This window comes from bacterium (genome assembly GCA_035295165.1).
In the GTDB taxonomy this organism is placed as follows: domain Bacteria; phylum Sysuimicrobiota; class Sysuimicrobiia; order Sysuimicrobiales; family Segetimicrobiaceae; genus JAJPIA01.
In genome coordinates, this window is the sequence record DATGJN010000085.1 from 22,650 (window position 1) to 38,098 (window position 15,449).

At 68.9% G+C, this 15,449-nt stretch carries 14 protein-coding genes; 9 read left to right on the forward strand and 5 right to left on the reverse strand.

Going from position 1 to position 15,449, the window contains the following annotated elements; translation table 11 throughout:
* Positions 1-147: 147 nt before the first annotated feature.
* Entirely contained in the window at positions 148-2,238 is a 2,091-nt protein-coding gene (locus tag VKZ50_13255; GenBank protein HLJ60687.1) for a diguanylate cyclase, read from the reverse strand.
* A gap of 318 nt (positions 2,239-2,556) precedes the next feature.
* Here VKZ50_13255 and VKZ50_13260 point away from each other — a divergent pair, with 318 nt between their 5' ends.
* The 8 genes from VKZ50_13260 (at position 2,557) to VKZ50_13295 (ending at position 8,654) form a co-directional block, all read left to right on the forward strand.
* Positions 2,557-3,270: an SDR family oxidoreductase gene (locus VKZ50_13260; protein HLJ60688.1), complete on the forward strand. Its 714-nt coding sequence runs from the start codon at positions 2,557-2,559 to the stop codon at positions 3,268-3,270.
* Positions 3,271-3,734: 464 nt separating this feature from the next.
* Positions 3,735-3,971, forward strand: a complete 237-nt coding sequence (locus VKZ50_13265; GenBank protein ID HLJ60689.1) for a hypothetical protein — start codon at positions 3,735-3,737, stop codon at positions 3,969-3,971.
* Complete coding sequence (locus tag VKZ50_13270; GenBank protein ID HLJ60690.1) at positions 3,968-4,132, forward strand: hypothetical protein; 165 nt, start codon at positions 3,968-3,970, stop codon at positions 4,130-4,132. The genes VKZ50_13265 and VKZ50_13270 overlap by 4 nt, the downstream gene beginning before the upstream one ends.
* A gap of 180 nt (positions 4,133-4,312) precedes the next feature.
* A complete protein-coding gene (locus tag VKZ50_13275) occupies positions 4,313-4,630 on the forward strand; it encodes a GYD domain-containing protein (GenBank protein ID HLJ60691.1) in 318 nt (105 codons plus the stop codon).
* Between the two features lie 86 nt (positions 4,631-4,716).
* On the forward strand, positions 4,717-6,051 hold the full coding sequence (locus VKZ50_13280) for an aspartate aminotransferase family protein (protein ID HLJ60692.1): 1,335 nt from the start codon (positions 4,717-4,719) through the stop codon (positions 6,049-6,051).
* An 82-nt stretch (positions 6,052-6,133) separates the two neighbouring features.
* Positions 6,134-6,718 (forward strand): methyltransferase domain-containing protein, encoded by a 585-nt coding sequence (locus VKZ50_13285; GenBank protein HLJ60693.1) that lies wholly within the window; start codon positions 6,134-6,136, stop codon positions 6,716-6,718.
* 321 nt (positions 6,719-7,039) lie between these two features.
* Positions 7,040-7,264 carry a hypothetical protein gene (locus VKZ50_13290; GenBank protein ID HLJ60694.1) on the forward strand — a complete coding sequence of 75 codons (225 nt, stop codon included), beginning with the start codon at positions 7,040-7,042 and terminating at the stop codon, positions 7,262-7,264.
* Positions 7,265-7,541: 277 nt separating this feature from the next.
* Positions 7,542-8,654: a mandelate racemase/muconate lactonizing enzyme family protein gene (locus VKZ50_13295; protein ID HLJ60695.1), complete on the forward strand. Its 1,113-nt coding sequence runs from the start codon at positions 7,542-7,544 to the stop codon at positions 8,652-8,654.
* A gap of 310 nt (positions 8,655-8,964) precedes the next feature.
* Here the strand turns inward: VKZ50_13295 and VKZ50_13300 are convergent, their stop codons facing one another.
* The 3 genes from VKZ50_13300 to VKZ50_13310 form a co-directional block, all read right to left on the reverse strand.
* On the reverse strand, positions 8,965-9,792 hold the full coding sequence (locus VKZ50_13300; protein HLJ60696.1) for a trypsin-like peptidase domain-containing protein: 828 nt from the start codon (positions 9,790-9,792) through the stop codon (positions 8,965-8,967).
* A 68-nt stretch (positions 9,793-9,860) separates the two neighbouring features.
* Positions 9,861-11,327, reverse strand: coding sequence for a M20/M25/M40 family metallo-hydrolase (locus VKZ50_13305; GenBank protein ID HLJ60697.1), 1,467 nt, complete (start codon positions 11,325-11,327; stop codon positions 9,861-9,863).
* Positions 11,328-11,460: 133 nt separating this feature from the next.
* Positions 11,461-12,729 (reverse strand): enolase C-terminal domain-like protein, encoded by a 1,269-nt coding sequence (locus VKZ50_13310; protein ID HLJ60698.1) that lies wholly within the window; start codon positions 12,727-12,729, stop codon positions 11,461-11,463.
* A gap of 210 nt (positions 12,730-12,939) precedes the next feature.
* Here VKZ50_13310 and VKZ50_13315 point away from each other — a divergent pair, with 210 nt between their 5' ends.
* Complete coding sequence (locus VKZ50_13315; GenBank protein HLJ60699.1) at positions 12,940-14,199, forward strand: enolase C-terminal domain-like protein; 1,260 nt, start codon at positions 12,940-12,942, stop codon at positions 14,197-14,199.
* A gap of 26 nt (positions 14,200-14,225) precedes the next feature.
* On the opposite strand, the gene VKZ50_13320 is transcribed toward VKZ50_13315, so the two are convergent.
* Positions 14,226-15,422, reverse strand: a complete 1,197-nt coding sequence (locus tag VKZ50_13320; GenBank protein ID HLJ60700.1) for a Gfo/Idh/MocA family oxidoreductase — start codon at positions 15,420-15,422, stop codon at positions 14,226-14,228.
* Between the last annotated feature and the right edge of the window lie 27 nt (positions 15,423-15,449).

The following is a 15,449-nucleotide window of genomic DNA, read 5'->3' on the forward strand; positions in this document are numbered from 1 at the left end:
ACTGCGCCTGACGCCGTCCGCGGCCTCCACGCGCCGTGGACGCCGGTGCGCGCCGCGTTCTTCCGCCCCCGCCGGGCGCGATCCTCCGTCGCGTCGGCGGCCGCGGCCCGTCGGGTACGCGTCACCACCGCCGCCGGGCGGCGACCGCTAGCTGGCGGCGACTTCGACCCGCGCGCGGCCGGTCTGTTTGGCTCGATACAAGGCCGCGTCGGCGGCGCGGAGCAGGCTCTCGATCGTCTGCCCATGGTCTGGAAACACGGCGACGCCGAGCGACAGGGTCACCGCGCCAAGCGACCGGCCGCGGTGGCGCACATCCAGCCAGCGCACCGCGTCCTCGAGTTCTCGGGCGCGATTGATCGTCTCGTCCAGCGTGGCGCTCGGAAGCACGATGACAAACTCCTCTCCGCCGTACCGGCAGACGATGTCCTCGCGGCGGAAGCGGTCCCGCAGCAACCGTCCGACTTCGCGCAGCATGACGTCCCCGGCTTCGTGCCCAAACGTGTCGTTGAACTGCTTGAACAGGTCGATGTCGAACATGAGGACACCGAGCGACTGGCCGGCTCGTTCGGCCCGGCGAAGCTCGCGGTCGAGCGTTTCCTCGAGATAGCGACGGTTGTAGAGGCCGGTGAGCGGATCCCGAATCGACTGGTGGCGGAGCGTGTCCCGCAGTCGCAGGTTGGCGATGGCAAGCCCGACCTGGTCGGCGACCGTGCGCGCCAGCCGGATCTCGTCCTCTGAGAACACCCGTGGGGACGGCGCGGTCGCGCCGTCCACGAGACACAGCACGCCGCTCGCGTCGCCCTGGGCCATCAACGACACGCACAGCGACGCGGCTGCCGGCGCGTCTGCAAGGTGGCGGCAGCGAGCGTCGGTTGAGTCGTGCCCGAAGTAATGTGGTTGCCCGCGACGCAGCGCCCAACAGTCCTCGAGGGCAAAAGCCGTGGCCCCGCCGCCCCCGCCGCCGCCCCAAGAGACCGCGGACTCGAGCAGGTCACGGGACGGACTCACCAGATAGATCGATCCTCCGCATCCGGGAAACAGTCGGGGCACGGTCCGAGCAATAACGCCGCACGCCTCGTCGATCGACAGGCTCGCCTGAAGCAGGTCACTCATCTGCCCAAGCAGGCTGCCCTCCTGCGACTGCGCGCGCATGCGATCGGCCATCGCATTGTAGGCGCGGGCCATCGCCCCGAGTTCATCGGTTCCGCCGGCGCGCACACGACGCGAGAAGTCGCCGCCGGCCAGGGCCGCCGCCGCCTCCGCGACCTCGTGGATCGACGCAGTGACGCCCGTTGCCGCCACCATCGCCGCGATCAACAGCAGCACCAGCGCCAGCGGGACGGCCGTCGCCACGATCCGGGCGTCGCGCGCCGTTCGCTGCGTCGCCACGAGGTTGGCGCGCAGCGTGGCCTGGGCGGTGTCCACGAACGCGAGATTGACGGCGCGGATCTGGTCGACGATCGCCTGGCCGCTGTCGGCCCCGGTCAACCGCCGGAGCCGCTCGTCCGCCCCCATGGCATCCGTCCGGATGGCGCTCACGATTGGGTCGAGCTGGACGCCGATCTCCACAAGCTTGGCGGCCGGGGTCTCCGGGCCAAACCGCGCGCCCTGATCCGCGAGCGCGTACGCTCGGCCCAAGGCGGCGACCTGGGTCGAGGACTGCTCCATGACCGTCAGCGTCTCGAGCCGGTTTCGAAGATCCGAGGCCTCCGCGATCCACTGCGTAAAGAGCCTGGGGTCCCGGCCCGCCGCATACGCCCCCGCGGTCTCCCGCATTTGGAGGACCAGCACGTAGCCACGTTGCGCGGCCTGAGCGAGGCCCGGGGGCGCCTCCCGGCGCGCGGCGATCTCGGGCGCGGCGACCTCGGCCTTCCACCGGGTGAAGAGCGTTTGGATCTGGTCGTTGCGGGTCCGCTGCTGAGGCACGAGCGTCAACCGGCGCAGATCCCCGAGCGCGGCGTCGACCGCTTCCGTACCCTCGGTGTAGGTCTGCAGGAAGCCCCGGTTCCCCGAGAGGAGGTAGCCGCGCTCCGCGGTCTCAGCGTCCACCACCGCCTTCATGGCTTGGTTGGCCGCCTCGATGATCTGGTTTACGTACGCGACGCGCGCCCCCGCCGCCGCACTGACGCCGAGAGAACGATACACGAGCGCCGTGCCCGCCAGCGCCACCAGCACGCAGACGAGGCACGCCGCCGCCACTTTTGTTCTGAGGGACAACCCGCGCAGCCGTCTGGACACGCCGCGCCTCCCAGCCCCACTATGGGCCGCGAACCGAGATCCCCGGCCGTTCTTACACGATGCCCACTTGCACGCCGGAGGACGACATGCGGCGCGACGGCGGCCCGTCGCGCCGGTGTCGGAGCTGCTCGGGGCGCGAGCCACGACGCCTTCGGCCCCGGCGGTATCGGCCCAACCGGAGCGGCGGACGGCGGTCGCCGCATGGCCCGGACAGACGCGAGCCCCAGCGGATGGGGGATCTCCCAGGGGCACTCGTTCGTCTCGTCGAACTGCCCTCGGCGGCGCCGCGACAGTACGCGCGCGGCGCGGGAGGGAGTCATGCCGCAACCGCTCGTGATCGTCACCGGGGCGAGCTCCGGGATCGGCAAGGCGGTGGCGATCGCGTTTGGACGCGAAGACTACCCGCTCCTCCTGGTGTCGCGACGGATCACGCCGCTGCCGGAACTGCCGTCGGACCGGGTCATCTACGCGCAGGTGGACGTCACCGACTACGCCGCCCTCGACGGTGCTGTGCGAAACGCCGAGTCCCGATACGGCACCGCGGGCTGCCTCGTCAACAACGCCGGCGTCGCGGACGGCCGCGCCTTCACCGAGGTCGACCCGGAGAGCTACTCGCGGGAGATCGATGTCAACCTCAAAGGTGTGTTGAACGGTACCAAGGCCGTCTTGAAGGGCATGCTCGCCCAGCGGGCCGGGACGATCATCAACATCAGCTCGATCAGCGACCGCAAGGTCGGTCCCGCCGCCGTCGCCTACGCTGCGTCGAAGCACGCGGTTCGAGCGCTCACCGAATCGCTCCGCCAGAGCGTCGCGAAGACCGGGATTCGATTCATCAACATCGCGCCGGGGTACATCCGAACGAACATCCACGCCCACATGGGCATCAGCTTCGCGCAGTATCAAGAACGGCTGGGACACCCCGACTTCATGACGGCCGAGCAACTGGCCGAGATCATCCTCTTCTGCTGGAAGCAGCCGCCGACGATCTGTATTCGCGACTTGGTGGTTGCGCCGACGAATTCCACAGTGTAGCCTCACTTTCCGGTCTCGCGGGCCGCCGCCGACGATCGCCGAGGCGCCCCCGCCCGCACCCCACCGCGACGACCGGTCCCCGTTCAGACCGGTCGGGGCGGGTGCCTTACGCCAGGTATCGGTGCGCGTGTGGCTCCGCGGCCCGGAAACTCATCGTTGACGTATTCCTGGCGCTAGGCTAAAATAGGCGCGTGGCGACGAAGAAGAGGCATCCCGCAGCGGTGGCCCTTGGCCGAAGAGGCGGAAAAGCGAGAGCGGCCCGGTTGTCCCCCAAACGGCTGACCGAGATCGGCAGAAAAGGGGCACGGGCGCGCTGGGCCAAAGCGAAGAAGACGCGGAAGCCGTAGGGGGCTGCACGCGGGCTTCACGAGGCCTTGAGCCATGGAGAGTCACACCGAGGAAGCCGCCCGTGTGGCGCCGCTCCCGGTAAGTAGCCTCATGAGGCCTTGAGAGGCGGGGGGAAGATGCCCGACAACGCTTATTGGTCGGGACCGGAGCGGCGTACCATCACCACCGCGGAAGGCCTGGCTCGGCGGGTTGCCTTTGAAGACTCCTGTGAGCTGCTCCGGGTGCTGCGCCTGTCATCGCCGGCCCTCGACTTCTACAAACAGCGTGCCCGAGAAACCGGGCTCCTGCCGCACGAGTACATGCTCCAGGTTGTCGAGAACGAAGCGCGGCGGTCATCGGCCGGCAGCGCATGACGCCCTCCCCTTCGCACCCGTTCCACAGTACCGAGTGGAAGATCATCGGCAAGTACTTCCTCAAGCTCTTGGTCGTCAGTTACCTCCTCATGAAACTCATCGTTTATCTCACCCGCGTCCTCGCCGATTACTTCATGTACCACGTGTGGAGGTTCGTCTAAACCCGCAGCGCCCCAGCCGCGCGCGCCGCGCGAGCGCACGGTGGCGGCGGAGGGACCACCGGTCCGACGTAGAACGCCCATCCTGGTACCGACGTCGGACGTTCCCGTCGCGGCCTTCATCATCGCGTTGAACGGCGCTACGTCCCATCCGCCCCATGTCAAATCCTGGAGGGGGGCCGTATGCCGAAGTACCTGTGGACCGGCTCGTATACCGCAGAGGGGGCAAGAGGAGTGTTGAAGGAGGGCGGCGCGGGTCGGAGAGCCGCCGTGCAACAACTCGTGGAAAGCGCGGGCGGCAAACTAGAATCGTTCTATTATGCGTTTGGGGGGAGCGACTTCTTCATCACCATCGATCTCCCGAACAACGCGGCCGCGGCGAACGCGGCCATGCGCGTTGCCGCGAGCGGCGCCGCCCGGGTCCGCACGATCGTGCTCGTCGCGCCCGAAGACATCGACCACGGCGGAAGATCCGTGAAGTACCGCGCGCCCGGCCAGTAGCGATCGGGTGGGGACGGCCGGCGGCTCGCCGCCCGTCCCCCGACCACCTTGTGCGGCGCCGGGCCGTGGATTGAAGGGAGGACGAGATGGTTCAGGATACCCGTGCTGCGTCGCCCGTTTCGCTCGCGGTAGACCGGGCGCTGGCCGACGCCACCGCGGCCTATTCCGCGCGGAACCCGGAGAGCCGCGCGCGCTATGCCGCGGCCACGGCCGCGATGCCGGGCGGCAACACGCGAAGCGTGCTGTACTACGATCCGTTCCCGCTGAGCATCGCCCGAGGCGAGGGATGCCGCCTCTGGGACGCGGACGGGCACGCCTACATCGACTTCCTGGGTGAGTTTACCGCCGGGATCTACGGCCACTCCCATCCGGAGATTCTCGCCGCGATCGCCTCGGCGCTGACACGCGGCATCAACCTGTCGGGACACAACCCGCTCGAGGCCGAGCTCGCCCGAATCGTGTGCGACCGGTTCCCGTCGATCGACCTGGTCCGGTTCACGAACTCCGGCACGGAAGCGAACCTCATGGCGCTCGCGGCCGCGACCGTCTTCACGAAACGCCGCAAGATCGTGGTGTTCAACGGCGCGTATCATGGCGGGGTCCTGACGTTCACCGGCGGAGGGTCGCCGGTAAACGTGCCCCACGAATTCCTCGTCGCGGCGTACAACGATGTCGAACGCACCCGCCGCCTCATCGACGCCCACGCCCGCGAGATCGCCGCGATCCTGGTCGAGCCGATGCTCGGCTCCGGCGGCTGTGTGCCCGCGGAGGCCGAGTTCCTGCGGGCGCTGCGACAGGCTGCCCGTGAGTACGGCGCCCTGCTGATCTTCGATGAAGTCATGACGTCGCGCCTCGCTCCCGGCGGGCGGCAGGAAGCGCTTGGCATCATCCCCGACATGACGACGCTCGGAAAGTACATCGGCGGCGGGATGTCGTTCGGCGCATTCGGCGGCCGGCGCGACGTGATGGAGTTGTTCGACCCCCGCCGTCCGGACGGGCTGCCCCACGCCGGCACCTTCAACAACAACATCCTGACGATGTCGGCGGGCGTCGCGGGCCTCACGCGGGTGTTCACGCCGGACGCGGCGCGTACGCTCAACGCGCGCGGCGACGTGCTGCGCGATCGCCTAAACGCGCTGTGCCGACGTCGAGGCGCGCGCCTCCAGTTCACCGGCATCGGGTCCCTCATGTCCGCGCACGCCACCGCCCGCGCGATCCGAACGCCGTCCGACGCTGCGGCCGGCGACGCAAGACTTCGGGATCTTTTCTTCTTCGACATGCTCGAGCGGGGCGTGTACCTCGCGCGGCGCGGGTTCATGGCGCTCTCGCTCCCGATCGGCGACGCCGAAACCGATCACCTGGTCGCGGCCGTCCAAGGGTTCCTCGAGGATCGCCAGGCCGTGACGGCCGCCGACCGATGACATCCCGCTCGCGGCTGAGCCGGCCCGGGTCCGCGCGGGTGCCCGCACGCTCTGCTGAGCACACGGCGGGGGGCCGGGCGTCGTGACCCACCGGTTCCGGAAGTTCGACCCCGCGAACGCCGGACGGTTGCTCTCGAGCGCCCGAGCGGACATGCATCCGCCGGAGCACGTCCTGTCGCTCCTAGATCCGCGCCGCGGGCACGTCGTCGCGGACGTGGGGTGCGGTCCCGGATACTTCACACTCCCAATCGCGGAACGGGTGCAACCGGCGGGCCGGGTCGTCGCGCTGGATATCGCGCCGGAGATGCTGTCGCGGCTGCGCGCGCGTGTCGCCACGGCCGGGGTGCGCAACGTGGCCCTTGTCCAGTCGGAGGAGTCACGGCTCCCCCTCGCCGCAGCCACGTACGATCGTGTCCTGCTCGCATTTCTGATACACGAGCTCGAAGCGCCGGACGAGGTTCTGCGCGATGTCCGGCACGCGCTGCGCCCCGGGGGCCTCGGCGTGGTCGTCGACTGGATGCCCCGCGAAACGCCCGCCGGGCCTCCGCTCGAGGTGCGGGTCCCCGCCGAACGCGTCCGCGAGCGGCTCGAAAGGGCAGGTCTGGCGCCGCAGACGCCGGTCGATCTCGGCCCCCACAGCTATGCGGTCGTGTTTCGCCGGCCGTAGCCGTCGCGCCGGACACCGCACGAGGGTTTGCGATCTCCCCCGGCTGGGTAACAATCACACGCAGTCGGCTGCGTATCACCTGGAACTGCCGCGACAAGGGAAGTGAACGACAATGCCGCTGGTCTTATGGTTCTTGGCCGGGGCTGCCGTGACCGCAGTGGCTGTTCACGCGGCCACGCACTAACGGGGAGGCAGCGTGCAACGGTTCCGTGCAGGGAGGGCCCTGGACCCGAGAGGTTCCAGGGCCCCCAGTGTCCGAGTCCCGCATGCGGCCAAGCGCGCCTGCGGGACGCCTGCACGACGCACCTGGGGGTGACAGCGATGCAGCCGTTTCAGGAAGTCCTCAAGCACGGCAACTGGGTATACGGTATCGCCGCAGAGAAGGACGCCGAGGGAGACGGCACCTGGGACTGGCAGGTCTTGCGATTTCCGATTGGCGGGTCCGGCTATGAACTCTTGGGCATGGGCAAGGCCGAGTCCCGCGAGGAAGCTGAGACGCTGGCCGGCGTCGCGCTTCAAACAGCGTGGGAGACCGCGCGTCACTAGAGGCATCACCGCTCATCGGCGGGTGGTGAACCCCACCCCGCACCGACAAACCCGGTCCCGGTAGGCGCGTCCGTATCGCAGCCCGGCTCGGTCGGGACGGCCGCACCGCCGACACGCCGTTTCCGCCGGGAAAAGCCGCGCGCAGCAGGACCGGCCGGCCCGCTCTCCGTATACCGTGCCATCACCAGCGGGCGGGACACGAGGACGGTGCCACGTGACAATTCCATGGGGCGTGACCGATGGGTGCTGAGCGCGCGCACGGTCGGCGAGCGGTTGCATGAGGATCGTGCGCGTCGAGATCTTCGGCTACGCGCTCCACTACGTTCACGGCAGCTACGTGATGTCGGGCGGCAGAGTCGTGACGGCCCTGCCGAGCACGGTCGTGCGGATCACGGCCGACGACGGACTGACCGGATGGGGCGAGGTCTGCCCGCTCGGCGCCACGTACCTGCCGGCGTTCGCGGAAGGCGCGCGGACAGCGCTCCGCGAGCTGGCCCCGGCCGTGCTGGGTCTTGATCCGACCAACCTCGGGGGCGTGCACGATGCGATGGACGCTGCCCTGCGGGGTCATGCCTACGCCAAGAGCCCGATCGACATGGCCTGTTGGGACGTCTTCGGCAAAGCCGTCGGGTGCTCCGTCGCGACGCTCCTCGGCGGCCGGCGGCAGACGCGTTATCCCCTGTACATCGCCGTTCCCCTGGGATCGCCCGACGAGATGGCCGACTACGTCCGCGCTCGCCGGGCGGAGGGCATCCACCGGTTCCAACTGAAGATCGGCGGTGACCCCTCCGCCGATCGGGACCGCGTGGAGCGCGTGCTTGGCGCGACGGACGGCGCGGACATCGTGATCGCGGACGCCAACGGAGGGTGGACGTTGCAGGACGCGATCGTCGCGGCGCGCCTTCTCACCCCCCTACCCCGTCTCTACCTCGAGCAGCCGTGCGCAACCCTCGAAGAATGTCTCCACGTGAGGCGGCACACGACGCTCCCGATGGTCCTCGACGAGGTAATTACGGATGTCGCGTCGTTCCTCCGCGCCGCTGGCGCCGGCGGCATGGAGGCGATCAACCTGAAGATCGCCAAAGTGGGGGGCCTCGCCCGCGCGAGGCTGATCCGTGACCTCGCCGAGTCGCTCGGCATCCGTGTGACCATCGAAGACATGTGGGGCGGCGACATCGTCACGGCGGCGACGAGCCACCTGGCCGGCAGTACCCGTCCCGAGTTGCTCTTCACCACGTCATTCATGAACGATTGGGTTCGCGAGCACGTCGCCGGTCACCACCCACGATCGCAGGCAGGGTTCGGGGTGACGTCGGATGCACCCGGGCTCGGCATCGAGGTGGACGCCGGAGCCCTCGGCGCGCCGTTGTTCGGCGTCGGCGGCGGGTAGATCTGCCGCGACCGGGCCGCCGACCGTCCCGGGCCGGCCGAAGGCGCCGCGTCTAGCGACGCCCCCGAACGGGCATGAAACACACGCGCCCCCGGAGTTGGCGGGGCACGGCCCGCGGCACGCGCGGGCGATGGAGGGAACGACATGTCGCAGAAACGCTGCAAGGCATGCGGCCGAAAGAAGCCGCCGCTCGCCGTTCAGCACGGGGATGAGTTCTGCTCGACCGACTGCGCCAAACGACACTACGGGACCGTCCAAGAGAGACGGGCCGGTCGACCTGTGACGTCCTCCCGCGTCGCGCGCGTGTCGGCTATCGGCAAGGCTTCGTGAGCACGGTTCCGTCCTGCGCCCACCCGACGCTCGGTTGATCGGGGTTCCCCCACGTCCACAGCCCGATCACTTGCGCCTGCGCGTCGAACACTGGTGATCCGGAATCCTCGGGGTCGAGCGGGCTCGCGAACTCGATCTGGAAGACGCCGGTGCCGTCGCCCGCGGCGCGCATCTGGCGTACGTGGCCGACGACGGTTCGCCGCTGGGAGAGCGGTCCGACAAATTCGTGCGCGGTCACGGATACGGCCGCGCCGATGGCCGGACGACCGGCGATCGGTGCAATCGGAAACCTCGGGAGCGGGCCGGTGTGCGCGACCGCCCACGCAACCACAGCGCCGGTGGCGAAGTGATGATCCCACGTGCGAAACGGGAAGTCCGACGGGCGAACCCGGAGTTCAGCGACGTCCCAACCGAACGGAACGATTGACGTGGCCACACCCGGCGGCAGCGGGCTCGCGCATACGACGTCAGCAGCATAGAACTCCGTGCCCACGATCGCCAGCAGGCGGGAGGATCCGGGGTCGCGGAGCGGCGCGGACACGACGTGGCTGCTCGTGAGCGCCGTGCCGCTCGACGAGACGAAAAACGCGGCCCCGACAGGATTCCCACTGTTCGTGCGGGTATCGACGGCGATGAGTTGAACCACCGCATCGGCGGGGTCCGCCGGTCCCCCCTGCGCCGGGGCCGCCACGACCCCGAGGCACAGGACGCCGAGCACGAGCACCTTCACGGTCCCGCAGAGGCCGCGGGGCGAGCCGCGCGTGGAATCGACGAGACCGGCGCGTCCGGTCACGCCGCGAGACACCATCGACCCGCCCGTTCCTGCGCGCGCACTGCGCGGCGCACCCGACGCCGCCCGGTGTCCTCCCGTCGCAACTAACCGACCGCCGCCATCTCGTCGAGCGCTGCGACGAACGACTTCTCGAACTCGGCGAGCCCCTTCACCTGGTCGTTGCCCTCGATCACCAGGTACTCATCGGGAGAATGCGCCCGTCCCCCATGGTTCAAACCGACCGGCAGCAACGGGATCTGAAGCGGTCGCTTCGTGAACACGTGCCACGGTGCGCTCCCGGCGTTCGTCGGCGCGATCAACGGTTCAGCGCCGCGCTGGCGGCAACTGCGCACGAGCGCCTCCACAAACGGCGATGTCGGGGACGTCCGCGCCCACTCGTGGCTGCGGGCGTCTTCGACCGACCGACCGCCCCGCACCGCCACGATTTGGATGTCCGGATACCCGCGGCGATCCAGGTGTCGGCGCACCTTGTCGAGTACCCCCCGGTAGGTCTGGTTCGGGACGAGGCGGCACTCGAACTTGGCCCGCACGCGATGCGGCATCGACGTTTTGAAGTCGGGGCCGATGTACCCGCCGACGATCCCTTGGATGTTCAACGTGGGAGCGAAGAACAGCTTCATCAATGCGTCCCGGCCGTGTACGTCATCGATGAAACGGTCCACCGCCAGCACCTGCTTGGCGCTCTCCTCGTCGTAGTTCGGCGCCATGCGGTCGACGAGCGCGACGTCGTCCGCCGCCGGAGGCAACACGTCGTCGTAGAAGTCGTCGATGGTGATGCGATCGGGGTGCGCGGGATCGGTCATCGTCGCGAGCGCCTGGATCAGGCGCCACGCGGGGTGATCGACCATCGCCGCGTTGCTGCTGTGGATGTCGAATCGCCTCGGACCCCGCCCCCACAACGCGCCGGAGCACTCCAGCTCGAAGGGCGCGCTGCCCTTGCACCCCAGCGCCACCATCGGCACGCCCTTGAGGTTTTGCGACGCGGTGGGGAAAATCGCGGCCTGGGCGTCTCTCAGCCGGTCCACGTAGGCGGTCGCGAAGTCGACCAGGCGCGGGCTTCCGATCTCCTCTTCGCCGTCGCTGATGAACTTGAGGTTGACCGGAAGTTCCTGTCCGGTGGCGCGAATCGACTCGACCGCGTTCAGAAACGCGCCGAGCGGTCCTTTCTGGTTGACGGCGCCCCGGCCGACGAGGCATCGCCGGAACGGGGACCGCTCCACGACCTGCGGATCAAACGGATCGCGAACAAGCGTCCACTCCTCGCCGGTGATCTGCTTGACATCGTACATGAAGTACACGAGCAGCGTCACCGGTTTCCCGGCGCGGTACTCTGCGTACACGACCGGCTGGCCCTTCGTCGGAACGATCTCGACGCGCTGGCATCCGAGGCCGCGGTAATAGGAAGCCAGTAGTTCCGCGCACTCGGTCATACCCCGGTTCTCCGCGGAGATGCTCGGCACGCGGATCAGCTCCAAGAGGCGATCAAGATGCTGGGGTTGATGCCGGTCGATGTGGTCGAATACGGGAGCCATCTGTAGCCGTTGCGCCATGCTCTCCTCCGGCGTGCGTCGGGATCCGCGTACGGGCGGTCCGTGGCGGTGATGGGTGCGTGACCACCCCGCGCGTGCCTTCGACGAGAGCGCGGACCCGCCCTCCGGAACCGCGGCCGAGGCCGTCGGCCCCCTACGTGATGAGGCCTCGCATTACGCCGGTGTCCCCTCGGGGTCTCCACTCGGGGAACCACCGCCGCATCACGGTTTCGTCATCACGACGGTCGGCGGGGATCACGCGGGCGATCTCCGCCAGGCGTTGCAGGGCGTCTTCGTTCACGGTGACACCCAGACCGGGGCCGCTGGGCATCGACACTGACCCGTCGTCCACATGGAACTCGAACGGCTCGTTCACGATGTCCCACCCCTGCTGCCACGGGTAGTGCGTATCGCTGGCGTAGTTGAGGTGCGGGATCGTCGCGGCCGCATGCACCATCGCGGCGAGCGAGATGCCGAGGTGCGTGTTGGAGTGCTGCGAGAGCCCAAAGCCAAAGATCTCGCACACTCGGCCGAGAAGCCGGAGCGCGTCCAGCCCGCCCCACCAGTGGTGATCGGCCAGAATCACCTGTACGGGCCGCCGCGATGCGGCGGCGGGCAGGTCCGCAAACCCGGTCACGCACATGTTGGTCGCGAGCGGCACGTTCGTGTGCCCGGCCACCTCAGCCATGGCGTCCATGCCGGTGACCGGGTCCTCGTAGTACTCGAGCCCGATCTGCTGCAGCGCGGGGAGCACGCGGAGGGCCTCCGGCACCGACCAGCCGCCGTTCGGGTCGATCCGGAGCCGGCACGCGGCCCCAAACCGCGCCCGCAGCAGGCGCAGCGCCTCAACTTCCTCTTCGGGCGACAACACGCCGCCTTTGAGCTTGAGCACGCGGAACCCGTAGCGCCGCACGAACTCCTCGGCCTCGGCGACCATCGCCTCAGGAGTGGCCACGGCGTCGCCCCAGCCGTGCATGCCCAACGGGGCGCGGGGCGTTGGCCTCCCGGCGGGTGTGTCCAACCAGTCGTCCGGGGTGGCGAACTTGAAGAAGAGGTACGCCGACATCGGCACGCGATCCCGGACGGCCCCGCCGAGCAGGTCTGCGACGGGACGTCCCACGGCCCGCGCCGCCAGATCGAGGCAGGGCAACTCAAAAGCGCTCTGCACTCGCGGGCGACCCGGAAAGAGCGTCCGGAGGTGTTCCCGGCGGAAGGGGTCCATGCCGATCAGATGCGCCGCCGCCTCTTCGAGCTCGACCTGCGCCTGCGTGCCGCCGGGCATCTCCCCCAGCCCGGTCAAGCCGTCGTCGCTGCGCACCTGGATGACGTTGCGAAGCGCATACGGCTGATGGCAGCCGATCACGTTCCGCAGCGGGAGATCCGGCACGGCGACCACGGTTACCTTCACAGCGGTGATGCGCATGCGTCACCCCTCTCGTGTCGAGGCGGGTGGATCCACCGAGTATTCTACCCGGCCAGCGTCGCGCGCCGCCAGATCGGCAGGTCACCGTCGCGTGTCGACGGAACCTGGCCCCGGGACGAGGTGTGCGGAGTGACCGAGTGGAAGACCTGTACTAGTTCACGTGGGAGCGGGGGCCGGCTCGTTCGGTTGCCGCTTGCGATCGGCAGGAGCATGAAACCGCCACGAGTCGCGGACATCCGCGCCACCACGGTCACCGTGCCGCTCGAGGCTCCGCTGCTCCACAGCAACGGAGCGCACTGGGGCCGGTTTGTGCGCACCATCGTCGAGGTCGAATCGGAGAACGGCCTGATCGGCCTTGGAGAACTCGGGGGCGGTGGAGAAAGCGCCGAGCGCGCGCTCGTGGCTCTCAAACCGTATCTCGTCGGCCACGACGTGTTCGACCTGGAGGCCCTCCGCTTCAAGATCTGCAATCCGACCGCCAGTCTCTACAACAACCGGACGCAGCTGCATGCCGCGGTCGAATTCGCGTGCCTCGACATCGCGGGGCAAGCCCTGGACGTGCCCGTCCACGATCTCCTTGGAGGGCGCCTGCGCAACACGATCCCGTTCGCCAGCTACCTGTTCTTCCGCTATGCGAACCCGGCCATGGGCGTCGGCGAGGTGCGCACCGTCGATCAACTCGTCGCACACGCCCGCGACCTCAGGGACCGACACGGGTTTCGCACGCACAAGCTCAAGGGCGGAGTGTATCCGCCGGACTATGAGCTGACGTGTTTCCGCGCCCTGGGGCACGCGTTCCCGGCCGACTCGCTCCGCTATGACCCCAACGCCGCCTTGAGCGTCGAAGAGGCCATCCGCTTCGGACTCGCGATCGAGGACCAGCGGAACGATTACTTGGAGGATCCGACCTGGGGCCTGAACGGTCTGCGCCGCGTCCGCGAGCGCGTCCGCGTGCCGCTTGCGACCAACACCGTGGTGGTCACCTTCGAACAGCTGGCGGCCAACATCCTCCACCCGGCCGTGGACGTGATCCTGCTCGACACGACGTTTTGGGGAGGCATCCGGCCCTGCATTAAAGCCGCGGGGGTGTGCGAAACGTTCCAGCTCGGGGTCTCGGTGCACTCCTCGGGGGAGCTCGGCGTCCAGCTCGCCACGATGCTGCACCTCGCCGCGACGATTCCGAACTTTACCTTCGCGGCCGACGCGCACTATCATCACGTCACGGACGACATCATCGCCGGAGGCAAGCTCCGGTACCGCGACGGCCACATGACCGTACCGGACGGGCCTGGGCTCGGCGTGCGCCTCGACCGTGAGAAGCTCGGGCGCTATGCCGCCCTGTACCGAGAGCTCGGCGGCTATCCCTACGATCGCGACCCCGGCAGGCCCGACTGGTATCCCCTCGTCCCGAACACCCGATGGGCGGATCCCGGGGTGGCATTGTCTCTCGAGGACCGACCATGCGCCTGACCCTGGGAGGCGCGGGCCCGATGCGCCTACCGGCGCAGCTCGACGCGGCGTCCTTCCGCCGCCGATAGATATCCCGCGTAGACGGTTTCCACGACGTCCCGCCCCAGCCGGCCGTCGGCCCGCGGTGTGCGCCCCGTGGCGACGCACTCCACAAAGTCCTGAAGCGCGTGGACGTGGCCCTGCGCCCAGTCCTCATCCGGTGCCGGGGAGCTCCAGCCGGCCTTCGTCTCAAGCTTCTCCATGAGGTACTCGCGCTCAAAGACCCCCGGGCTCGGCGCAAACGCCTGCACCAGGCCGGTGTGTTCCATGTTGCACTTGATGTGCGCGTTCGAGAGGAAGATCTGCAGGCTGCTCTCCATCCCGCCCAGCACCGACTCCGACGCCCACACGATGCCCCGGCTGCCGTCCTCGAAGGTGATGATCAGCGCCCCCCAACTCTCGACGTCGACCCACCCCTCGCCGACCCAACGCTGCGGTTGTTCCCGAAATCCGCGCGTCTCGGTCAAATCGCCGACCTCCGCCACGACGGCGCGCGGCCGAATCGCGCCGCCGAAGCGCCGGATGCCCTCCTGCCGCTTCAAGTACAGCATCGCCCCGACCGGATGCACGCCCAGTTGGAACAACGCCCCGCCCCCGGCGTATCGCCACTCCCGCGAATATGGGGAGTGCGACCCGCTGTGGCACTCGCCGCCGCGCATTTCCAAGATCACGCCGTCCGACGCGGCCATCAACCGATCGGCCTTCACAATCGACGGGGCGTACACCCAGTTCTCAGCGTACATCAGGTGCACGCGGGCCCGCTCCGCCGCCGCGACCATCGCGTCCGCGCTTTCCACGGCCGCCTGCAGCATCGTGGTGCGCGACACGCTCCGCGCGTCGGCGTCCGGCGCCAGCTGATCCCCGCTGAACGCGGTCAGCGGCTTCGCGCAGATCACATGCTTGCCGGCCGCCGCGGCCCGCTCGGCCATCGGCCGGTGCAGATGGTTCGGCACGCACAGGTCCACGACGTCGACGTCGGGCCGCCCAAGCACGTCGTCGTAGTCGTCACACACGTCGGGAACGCCGTGCTTCCGCGCGTAGCTCACGGCCCGGTCCTTGGATCGGCTCACGACGGCCAGGATGCGCACGTCGTGCCCCGTCACGGACGCGTACGATCGGGCGCGCGTCTCGGCGAGGAACCCTGCGCCGATCATCGCGACGTTCACCTGGGGTTTCTTGGCCATCGGTCACCTCGCCCTCTCGACTCGCCG

Bases quoted from the DNA above. Each gene is read 5' to 3' on its own strand.
- VKZ50_13280 (HLJ60692.1), top strand. From the start codon at position 4,717: ATGGTTCAGGATACCCGTGCTGCGTCGCCCGTTTCGCTCGCGGTAGAC.
- VKZ50_13300 (HLJ60696.1), bottom strand. From the start codon at position 9,792: ATGGTGTCTCGCGGCGTGACCGGACGCGCCGGTCTCGTCGATTCCACG.
- VKZ50_13305 (HLJ60697.1), bottom strand. From the start codon at position 11,327: ATGGCGCAACGGCTACAGATGGCTCCCGTATTCGACCACATCGACCGG.
- VKZ50_13315 (HLJ60699.1), top strand. From the start codon at position 12,940: ATGAAACCGCCACGAGTCGCGGACATCCGCGCCACCACGGTCACCGTG.
- VKZ50_13275 (HLJ60691.1), top strand. From the start codon at position 4,313: ATGCCGAAGTACCTGTGGACCGGCTCGTATACCGCAGAGGGGGCAAGA.
- VKZ50_13260 (HLJ60688.1), top strand. From the start codon at position 2,557: ATGCCGCAACCGCTCGTGATCGTCACCGGGGCGAGCTCCGGGATCGGC.
- VKZ50_13265 (HLJ60689.1), top strand. From the start codon at position 3,735: ATGCCCGACAACGCTTATTGGTCGGGACCGGAGCGGCGTACCATCACC.
- VKZ50_13270 (HLJ60690.1), top strand. From the start codon at position 3,968: ATGACGCCCTCCCCTTCGCACCCGTTCCACAGTACCGAGTGGAAGATC.
- VKZ50_13320 (HLJ60700.1), bottom strand. From the start codon at position 15,422: ATGGCCAAGAAACCCCAGGTGAACGTCGCGATGATCGGCGCAGGGTTC.
- VKZ50_13290 (HLJ60694.1), top strand. From the start codon at position 7,040: ATGCAGCCGTTTCAGGAAGTCCTCAAGCACGGCAACTGGGTATACGGT.
- VKZ50_13295 (HLJ60695.1), top strand. From the start codon at position 7,542: ATGAGGATCGTGCGCGTCGAGATCTTCGGCTACGCGCTCCACTACGTT.
- VKZ50_13310 (HLJ60698.1), bottom strand. From the start codon at position 12,729: ATGCGCATCACCGCTGTGAAGGTAACCGTGGTCGCCGTGCCGGATCTC.